We start from the raw sequence: 9,633 nt of genomic DNA, 5'->3' as shown, positions 1-9,633 counted from the left end.
GCCGCGCGCGGCGATCGATTTCGTGCATGAACGCGGGCGTCACGTCGAGGACGTCATGACACCGGATCCGATCACGGTGGACGAGCAGACTCCCTTGGACGAGCTCGTGCGCATCATGGAAAAGAAGGGTGTGAAGCGCCTGCCGGTGATGAGCGGCAAGATGCTCGTCGGCATCATCACCCGCGCCAGCATCCTTCAGGCGGTCGCGAGCCTCGCCGAGGAAATCCCCAACCCGACCGCTGACGACCAGCATATCCGCGATCGTATCCTGCGTCAGATCCAGGACACGGACTGGCGGCCCGCCGGCTTCCAGGTCACCGTGCGCAACAGTGTCGTTCATCTCCATGGCGTCATCTTCGACGACAGCACGCGCAAGGCGGCCATCGTGCTCGCCGAGAACACCGCCGGCGTTAAGGCGGTCCACGACCATCTCTGCTTCGTGGATACTTATTCGGGCTACTACGTGGAGCCGCCGGAAGACGTCGGGGCGGCGAGGTGAACCGCCCCCTCCGGGAGCTCTGCCGATTCCGTGATTTCTAGCTACGCCTCGTGAAGCGATCTTCCGAAAGCGGCCGATCTCTTTCGGAAATGCACGCAACGTGGGCGCATCAAGATTGATGCGTCGAGGATCGACGGCAAGCGCATATCGAAAAAGTACGACCGACATTCCGGATCGAACGAAAAGTTCTTGCGCATTCTGGCGAAGCCTTATCGGCTGGCGTATCCTTCGCGTAAGTATGGCGCGGCTTCAACGCAGCCGCCGCACGGAAATTCGTTCAAGATCGGACTATCGCCATGCTCAACGATGGGCGAGCATTTGACAGCGAGACGATAACGGCCGGCAGCCCGGGCATCTTGTCGGAGCGACCGCAAGCTATCGCGCGTGGATGGCGCTTTGCGCCGCGTTGGCATCAGCGCACAAGGCGCATCGTCACGGGAATAGCCGGGCTCGCCGCGGTCGGGACGGTATTGGGTGGCCTGACCGGCTATTGGACGACCTACAAGGCTCTCAATGACTGGATCAGCCGCAGAGAGGTGGTGATGCCGGCGCCGCGCCTCTCCATTGCCGTCCTGCCTTTCGAAAATCTCAGTGGCGATCCGGCGCAGAATTATTTCGGCGATGCGGTCGTCGAGAACCTGACGACCGACTTGTCGGTCAACATCCCCGCTCTTGTCGTCATCACCGGCGGCTCGGCACTGACAGACAGAAACCAGAGGATCGACCCCAAACGGATCGGTCAGGAGCTGAATGTCCGCTACCTGCTGCTCGGTTCGGTGCTTCGCTCCGCCGACCAGCTTCGCGTCAATGCGCGCCTGGTCGACGCCGAAAGCGGCGAGCAGTTGTGGGCGGATCGCTTCGACGGAAGCGCGGCCGATCTACTAAAGTTGCAGGATCAGGTCACATCCCGCATTTCCAGCTCGCTTCAATCCACCTTGCCGATCGCCTGGATGCGCAAGACACAGATGACGACGACCACGCTGCTGTCGATGTGACTTGACGCGGCGTCATCGCAGGAGAGGCCCGACAATCCCTACAATATGGTCGGATATTTTTTCTTCAGAAGAGAAGCAAACTTTCTGACGGCTCATGCGTTGAGGCGGATAACCCGAAAGCTATACGAAGGTATACGCAGGGGCATACTAACGACTTCCCTCACAGTTTTATTCTCGACCAACTCTTTCAGAACTAAAGCAAATTCGTCTCGACGCGCGGGCGACCGCGCTGCGGCCCTTTGCAATATCTAACACCCGCTAAGCATCTATAACGAGCATCATAGCGCGAAGGGCATATGCTCTTCAGCATCGCAACTGTTGCATTCGCAAAGTTCCTCAGTCGCAGGCGATGAAGCAGGCCGACTGAAACTAGAAAGGATGAGCGATGCTTACGCAGGCTTTCAACGAGAGGCTGGGCCACCCTCACGTCAGCCTTCCGATCGGCTCGGAAACGCACCACGTCCATCCTGACACCGAAGGGCTCCGCCAGGAGCACAGGTGGCGCGATCTGAAACCGGATGATGCGGCTGCGATCGGGGAGATCGCAATTTCGCGTTGGGCGGGTTCGCAAGACGGTTCCCGATACGAGGAGGCGGCAACGCCGCCCGGTCGATATGTGGTGGCGATCGCCCTGAAGAGCACGCGCCTCACCCTGACACGGGGACGGCAGATCATCTTCGATGGGGTCATGCCGGCGGGCACCCTGCATGTCACGGCGCCTTCGACCCAGCTCGGTGCGCAGTTTCACGCCCCCTACGACTTCCTGCACTTCCATGTCTCCGCCGACTATCTTCGCGGGCACCGCGCCGCGGCGGAGTCCTGCTCGACCGGCGAAGATCTGGGCGACCTGATCCTGCTGCGGGACTCCTTTGCCGAGCAGCTCGGCAGGGCGCTGATCGAGCGCGGCAATGCCAGGGACCCGGCTTTCACCCGCTGCATTGGTCAAACGCTGGCCATGCATATCGCCAGGCTCGAGACGCCGCGAAGCAAGGTCAACGCGCTGCCGAAATGGCGGCTCAGGCGTGTCGAGGAGTATGTCAACGCAAACTACCATCGCAGCGTCAGCCTTGCCGATCTGGCCAAGGCCGCCGGCCTCTCCCGCATGCATTTTGCGGCCCAATTCCGGGCAGCGACAGGTTTCCGTCCGCGCGAATATCTGCTGCATCGGCGCGTCGACCGCGCGAAGTCGATCCTGTCCGACGGCCAGACGCCCCTCGCCGAGGTCGCATTGGCGGTAGGCTTCTGCACCCAGGCGCATTTCTCGACCGTCTTCAAGCGCATCACCGGGGAAACGCCGGCGCGCTGGCGCACCGCCAGCCGAAGCGCATCGCCCTCGCCGATCGACCAGAGCGTCCGGACAAAGATTCCCTTCCGCCGGCCACGGGCTGAAGTACGGCGCGCGGATCATCTCATTGCTGCGGGCGGTCACGCTTCGCTGTGAAAGCACCTGAGGCGGTGTCGCAAATTGCGACACCGGCCGCCCCATAGTCATTTGCAATCATTCGATTGAAAATCGGCATCACCGCCGTGGCAGCGTGCGCCGCGCATCGCCGCTTTTGCCGCGCGGAGCGATATTATTCCTATTTCGACCTGTCGGACGCAGAGCTGTCGGGTGACACCTTCGGTTATCGTGTAACACCTTTGGCTAAGGTTGCTAGGCGTCCGGAAAGCAATATGATGCCCGTAATTGGTCCCTCGACGATCTCAGGTCATTTGGAGTTCGGACGGGCACCGCGACCTGCTGCTCCGGTACGCATCAAGCTGATGCAGTGAAGGACGGAGAGCGTCGGCCACTTGCTTGATTGAGGTCCCGAACATGGGCGACCGCACGCAACGTGCCGTCCGCGAGGCCGGTCGGGGTTCGGCCGCGCCGGGGACCGTTTGCTTCGGTCCGTTTCGGCTGCATGCTGGGCAAAGAACGCTGGAGAAGGACGGCAGTCCGATTCAGCTCGGCGGCCGGGCGCTTGATCTTCTGATCGCTCTGGTCGAGCGTGCGGGCAAGGTGGTCAGCAAGAATGACCTGTTGGCCAAGGTATGGCCCGACATCATCGTCGATGAAGGCAGCCTCAGGGTTCAGATCGCGGGCCTTCGGAAAGCGCTTGGCGACGGCGAGGCGGGCGCGAGATACCTGACCACGGTTTCGGGGCAAGGCTACTGTTTCGTCGGACGGCTTTCGCATCCGAACGATCAGGAACAGTCCTCGATCGGACCGGTCTCCGAACCGCCCCACAATCTGCCGGCGCGGCCGATGCGAATGGTGGGACGCGACCAGACCGTTCGCGACATATCGGCCAAACTGAGGAGCGAGCGTTTCGTCACCGTCGTCGGCCCCGGCGGCGTCGGCAAGACCACGGTGGCGGTCTCCGTCGGCCATGAATTGCTCGAAGAGTTCGCCGGCGCGGTCCGCTTCCTCGACTTTGGGACACTCCATGACCCCGCACTCGTTCCAAATGTCGTCGCCTCGGCGCTCGGCCTCCTCGGCCAGGCCGGTGATCCCTCCGACAGTCTGGTGAACCTGCTTCGCGACAAGCGGATGCTGCTGATACTGGATTGTTGCGAGCATGTGATCGAGACATCGGCCGCGCTGGCCGAACGTCTCTATGCGGAGGCGCCGCAGCTCCATATCCTGGCCACCAGCCGGGAGTCGCTGCGGGTCGAGGGCGAGCATGTTCACCGTCTGCAGCCGCTCTTGAGCCCGCCTGATGACGCAGGCCTGACGGCCGCGCAGGCACTCGCCTTTTCCGCAGTCCAGCTATTCGTGGAGCGCGCGGCTGCGAGTGGCGGCCGTTTCGTCGAACTGAACGACGCGGACGCGCGCCTGGTCGGCGAGATCTGCCGCAGGCTGGATGGCATTGCACTGGCGATCGAGCTCGCCGCCAGCCGCGCCAGCGCCTCCACTATCAAGGACACGGTCGCGCTCTTGAACGACGCGTTCAAGCTCCTGGGCGAGGGACAGCACGCCGTGCTGCCACGGCATCAGACCCTGCGCGCGACGCTCGACTGGAGCTACAAGCTGCTGTCGGAGCCGGAGCGTATGGTGCTGCGGCGGGTGGCCGTGTTTGCCGGCACCTTCACCCTGGAAGCCGCCCGCTCGGTCGCGGGCGCAGAGGACGCTGACGATGGACAGGTGATCACGGCCGTTGCGAGCCTTGTTGCAAAATCCATGCTTGCGGCAGGGCCAAGCGGCACGTCGACGCGCTACAGGCTGCTCGATACGGCACGGGCCTATGCCCTGGAACGGCTTGCCGACAGCACGGATGCCGATGCGACGGCGCGGCGGCATGCCCGCTATTTCCTGCATCTGCTGCAAGAGATCGGCAACGGCTCGACCGCCTCATCGGAATCGAACCGCTTTGCGGCGATCGCCGACCAGTTCGGAAACATACGCGCGGCGCTGACCTGGTGCTTCTCCGAACGCGGCGACTGCGCAACGGGCGTCGCGCTGGCTGCGGCGGCCATGCCTTTTTTCCTCAAATTGTCCCTGTTCGCCGAGTGCCAGCTCTGGGCCAAGCGCGCGATCGCACAGCTTGAAGCGGCAAATCACAGCCCGAAATACGACCTCGACCTTCACTCCGCCCTGGGCCTGGCTTTGTTGCTCACAAAGGGGACCACCGACGACGTTCACGCCTTTCTGACGCGAGCGCTTCGAATAGCCGAAGAAATCGGCGACGTACCCAGCCAGCTTCGCCTGATCGAGCGGGTTCACGTGTTCCAGATGAGGGCGGGAAATTTCACGGAAGCCCTGGCGCTCGCCAAACGAGGCGAAGCCGTCGCGTCCGATCACGGCGACCGCATTAAACTTGCCCATATGCGGATTGCGCTCGGTGTCTCCTGCCATCTTGCTGGAGACGCGCGGCTGGCCCGGTCCTATGTGGAATCTGCGTTGTTGCAGTTGCCGGGATCGGAACCTGATGTCGATGATCCCCTGAACTACGACTACTTCAGTCGCGCACGGATCACCCTGGCTCGGATCCTGTGGCTTCAGGGATATCCCGATCAGGCGGTCGACACGGCGCGGCGAGCCATCGCCGACACGATGCGTATCGGTCATCCTGCCAAGCTCTGCATGGCGCTGCTTTGGGCATTCTCGATCTTTGTCTGGAACTCGGAGACGGAGAATTACGAAGAATACGCCGACAGACTTATCCTGGAGGCGAGCAAGCACGCGCTGGGGCCGTACCAGACGATTGGCTACGGGACAAAAGGCGTTGTCCTGGTGGCGCAAGGCCAGGTCGAGACCGGGATTGCGCTGCTGCGGGGCGCGCTCGAAGTCATGCACAGCCATCGATACGGCTCGCTCGCGGATTTCCGCATCGCGCTGGCGCAAGCGCTCGCCACCATCGGGCAGGAAAAGGAGGCGCTGGATACGATCGATCTGGCAATCGCCCGTGTCGGGCACAACAAGGATATGTTCTGCATGCCCGAGCTCCTGCGCGCAAAGGCGGACGTGCTGCTCTCCGCGAGGAGCCCTGATCTGGAGCAGGCAGAGCGCTGCCTCAAGGAGTCGATCGACCTGGCCCGGCGCCAATCGGCGCTCGCCATGGAGCTGGTTGCCGCGACCTGCCTCGCGAGACTTTGGCTCGGGCAGGATCGCGCCGCCGAGGCACGCCAGCTCCTCGCGCCGACCTATGCCCGCTTTACCGAGGGGTTCAACAGCCCCGCGCTCAGGGCGGCAAGGGCGCTATTGGATGAGCTGAGCTCGCAACATCCTGATACGTCGACGGACGCAAGACTGGCCGTTCGGGGGTAAGGCTCTGAACGCATTCGTCAGAATGCCGATTGATTTGCGTCCATCCGGCAACCGCGATCCTGCGAACTCGAAATGAAGGTGCAGATCCGAAAGACGCGAGCCATCCGATCCGGCATGGTCTGTCGCGTAAGCATTCAAGACCACCAGCTTGCGCCATGGGCTCGCAGCGCCCCTCCCAAGGCAACGAGCCCACGGGGGCCGTCCTATCCCCCCGCCCCATCCCCGGGACGGCCCCCCTTTCCTCTCCATACATCATCCGCTTGCCGCGGCTTTCGCGGCTTGCCTTTCGAACGGGTTGCTGGCTCTGGCGAGAGACGATAGCGATAGCCTGGAGCAAGAAAAGTCATCACGCTTTTGGGAACCCGGCGTGGATCATGGCTCGTTCGCCGCAAGCCGCTCCCGTGATAGGAAACCCCGTCCAAACCGGCACCCTAATCCGGGCACAAATCATAGTTGGGCCAAAGGCGGCTCTCGCAGCAGGCAGGTAGCGCGTGCAGAGCGACAATAGCGATGAATCTGCACTGGCATTCGGACCATTCCGACTGCTGCCGAAAGCGCGACTGCTCGAAAAGGACGGCAATCCCGTACATATCGGAGGCCGCGCGCTCGACATCCTGATCTTCCTTGCCGAACGCGCCGGCGAGGTCGTCGGCAAACGGGAATTGGTGTCGCGGGTGTGGGCCGATGTGAACGTCGACGAAGGCAGCCTCCGCTTCCACGTCAGCGCGCTGCGCAAGGTGCTCGGCGACAGCGCGTCTCGCGCGAGATATGTCGTGAACGTTCCCGGCCGCGGCTATTGCTTCACCGCGCCGATCGTGCGTACGGAGACCGAGCCTGCCGCAACGCCGGCCGGTAGCCCTCCCCTTCCGGCGCAAATTGCCAGGATGATCGGGCGCACTGAAACGATCGAGAAGATTGCAGCCGAGCTCGCACGCCACCGCCTGGTCACGGTGGTCGGACCGGGCGGCATCGGCAAGACCACCGTCGCCCTGGCGGTGGGGCACCGTCAGCTTGGCGCTTTTGCCGGCATGGTCAGGTTCGTCGATTTCGGCTCGCTGCGGGACAAGCGCCTGGTGCCAAGCGCGCTGGCATCGGCATTGGGGCTTTCGGTCTCCTCCGACAATCCGCTGCCGAGCATGCTGGCGTTTCTGCGCGAGAAACGCATGCTGTTGATCTTCGACAGTTGCGAGCATCTCTTGGAAAGCCTGGCGATGCTCGCGGAAAGCATCATCCGCGAGGCGCCGGAGGTTTCCATCCTGGCAACCAGCCGCGAATCGCTGCGCGCCGAAGGCGAGCAGGTGCATCGGCTGTTTCCGCTGGATTGCCCGCCGGAGCGCGCCACCATCACGGCTCCCGACGTGCTGGCCTATCCCGCGGCGCAATTGTTTGTCGAACGCATCGCCGCGAGCCTCGGCGGGTTCGAGCTCGGCGATGCCGAAGCGCCGGTGGTGGCGGAAATCTGCCGCAAGCTCGATGGCATTGCGCTGGCGATCGAGCTCGCCGCCGGTCGCGTCAACGCCTACGGAATTCAGGGCATCGCCACGCTGCTCAACAGTCGCTTCTCGCTGTTGTGGCAGGGCCGGCGCACCGCGGTGCCCAGGCATCAGACGCTGAGCGCGGCGCTGGGCTGGAGCTACGAGCTATTGACGCCTGCCGAAAGCGTTACGCTGCGCAGGCTGTCAGTGTTTGCCGGCACCTTTACGCTGGAAGCCGCCCTTGCGGTGGCGTCCGACGATGGGACCGACGAAGCCGAGGCGGTCGAGGCGATCGCAAACCTGGTGGCAAAGTCGCTGATCTCGCTGCCGTCGACGGCTCAGCCGGTGCGCTATCGGCTGCTCGACACGACGCGCGCCTTCGCGGCGGAAAAGCTTGCGGAAAGCGGCGAAGCCGCAAGGATATCGCGTAGTCACGCGATCTATTTCCGCGATCTCCTTGCGGGCATCGCGGCGAGAACAGCAGCATTCTCGACCGGCGACAGCTTCACTCCCTATGCCGATCATCTCGACAATGTCCGCGCCGCCCTCGATTGGAGCTTCTCCGACCAGGGCGACCGCGCGATCGGGATCGGGCTTGCCGCGGCGGCCGCCCAATTCTTCCTCCAGCTTTCGCTGCTGACGGAATGCCATCGCTGGGCGCGACAGGCGCTGGCGGGGTTTGATCCGCAAATTGCCGACCCGCGCCAGGAGATGGAGCTTCAGGCCGCGCTTGGCGTCTCCTTGATGTTCACGCAAGGCAACACCGAGGAAGTCCATACGGCCTTCACCCGCAGCCTGGAACTGGCAGAGTCCCATAACGACCTGCACTGGCAGCTCTGGCTGCTGCGGGAGCTTCACATCTATCTCACCCGGATCGGCGATTATCGTGGCGCGCTGGTGATGGGCGAGCGCGGCGTGGTGGTCGCCAGAACACTGAACGATGCCGCCGCCATCCGTACCGCGGAATGGATGCTCGGGGTCGCCAACCACCTGATCGGGAATCAGAACGACGCCGTCTTGCAGTGCGAGAGCGCCACGACCCATGATCCGTCTCGCCTGCACATCCACATGCAGCGTCTGGGATATGATGACCGGATCATTGCGCTGGTCGCTCTTGCACGGAGCCTCTGGCTGATTGGGCGCCCCGATCGCGCCATCGAGGCGGCGAGATATGCGGTCAGCGAGGCCGAGCGCACACAGCAGCCGCTCACGATCGGCATTGGCCTGATATGGTCGATCTACGTGTTTCTCTGGTTCGGCGATTGGGACGATGCCGACAAGCTGATCGAGCGTCTCATCAATCATGCGGCCAGGCATTTTCTCGGGCCCTACCAGGCCGTGGGACTCGGACTGAAGGGCGAACTGCTGGTCCGCCGCGGAGAGCCCAAGATCGGCATCGAGCTGCTCCGCCAGGGCGCCGGAACATTACGGCAGACGCGGCACAAGATCCTGAGCACGGTGTTCGCGGCAGCGCTCGCCGAAGGCCTGGTGCAGGTGCGGCAATACGAGGAGGCACTCGGCATCATCGACGAGGCGATCGCGCAGCGCGACAGCGCCGGACAGTCGTTCGACCTGCCGGAGATGCTCCGCGTCAAGGGACACGTCCTGGCGTCCTCGGCCCGTCCATCCGAGGCCGAAACCTATCTAATGCAGTCGCTCAAGCTGTCCCACGAGCAAGGTGCGCTCGGATGGGAATTGCGGGCCGCCGCCACCTTGGGACGGCTCTGGCATGAACAGGGCGATGCAGCAAAGGCTCATGCGCTGATCGCTCCGCTTTATGCACGATACAGTGAAGGCCTCGACAGCGCCGATCTCAGGTCCGTAAAACTACTGCTCGATGAGCTGGTTTCGCGCATCTAACAACATCTAACGCGCAAATTCGCTCGTGCTGGGCCATGCTCTCTGTACGATCTT

The 9,633-nt window shown here is 63.1% G+C and carries 6 protein-coding genes; all 6 read left to right on the top strand.

Annotated features, from left to right (window positions below; translation table 11 throughout):
* Positions 1–499 (top strand): CBS domain-containing protein (locus CWO89_RS13295; protein WP_130579086.1); only part of this gene is annotated, 499 nt, incomplete at its 5' end.
* Between the two features lie 470 nt (positions 500–969).
* Complete coding sequence (locus tag CWO89_RS13290; RefSeq protein WP_130579084.1) at positions 970–1,494, top strand: FlgO family outer membrane protein; 525 nt, start codon at positions 970–972, stop codon at positions 1,492–1,494.
* A 385-nt stretch (positions 1,495–1,879) separates the two neighbouring features.
* A complete protein-coding gene (locus tag CWO89_RS13285; RefSeq protein ID WP_130579082.1) occupies positions 1,880–2,935 on the top strand; it encodes an AraC family transcriptional regulator in 1,056 nt (351 codons plus the stop codon).
* Positions 2,936–3,000: 65 nt separating this feature from the next.
* Positions 3,001–3,267, top strand: a complete 267-nt coding sequence (locus CWO89_RS13280; RefSeq protein WP_130579080.1) for a hypothetical protein — start codon at positions 3,001–3,003, stop codon at positions 3,265–3,267.
* Between the two features lie 43 nt (positions 3,268–3,310).
* Positions 3,311–6,244: an ATP-binding protein gene (locus CWO89_RS13275; RefSeq protein WP_130579078.1), complete on the top strand. Its 2,934-nt coding sequence runs from the start codon at positions 3,311–3,313 to the stop codon at positions 6,242–6,244.
* Positions 6,245–6,735: 491 nt separating this feature from the next.
* Entirely contained in the window at positions 6,736–9,579 is a 2,844-nt protein-coding gene (locus CWO89_RS13270; RefSeq protein WP_130579076.1) for an ATP-binding protein, read from the top strand.
* The last annotated feature ends 54 nt before the right edge of the window (positions 9,580–9,633 follow it).

The sequence above is a fragment of the Bradyrhizobium sp. Leo170 genome, from assembly GCF_004296405.1.
Classification (GTDB): domain Bacteria; phylum Pseudomonadota; class Alphaproteobacteria; order Rhizobiales; family Xanthobacteraceae; genus Bradyrhizobium.
The sequence above is the reverse complement of the archived record's forward strand: the minus strand, read 5'-3'. Positions and strand labels throughout refer to the sequence as shown.

Coding starts and splice junctions, on each gene's coding strand:
- CWO89_RS13285 (WP_130579082.1), top strand. CDS start 1,880: ATGCTTACGCAGGCTTTCAACGAGAGGCTGGGCCACCCTCACGTCAGC.
- CWO89_RS13275 (WP_130579078.1), top strand. CDS start 3,311: ATGGGCGACCGCACGCAACGTGCCGTCCGCGAGGCCGGTCGGGGTTCG.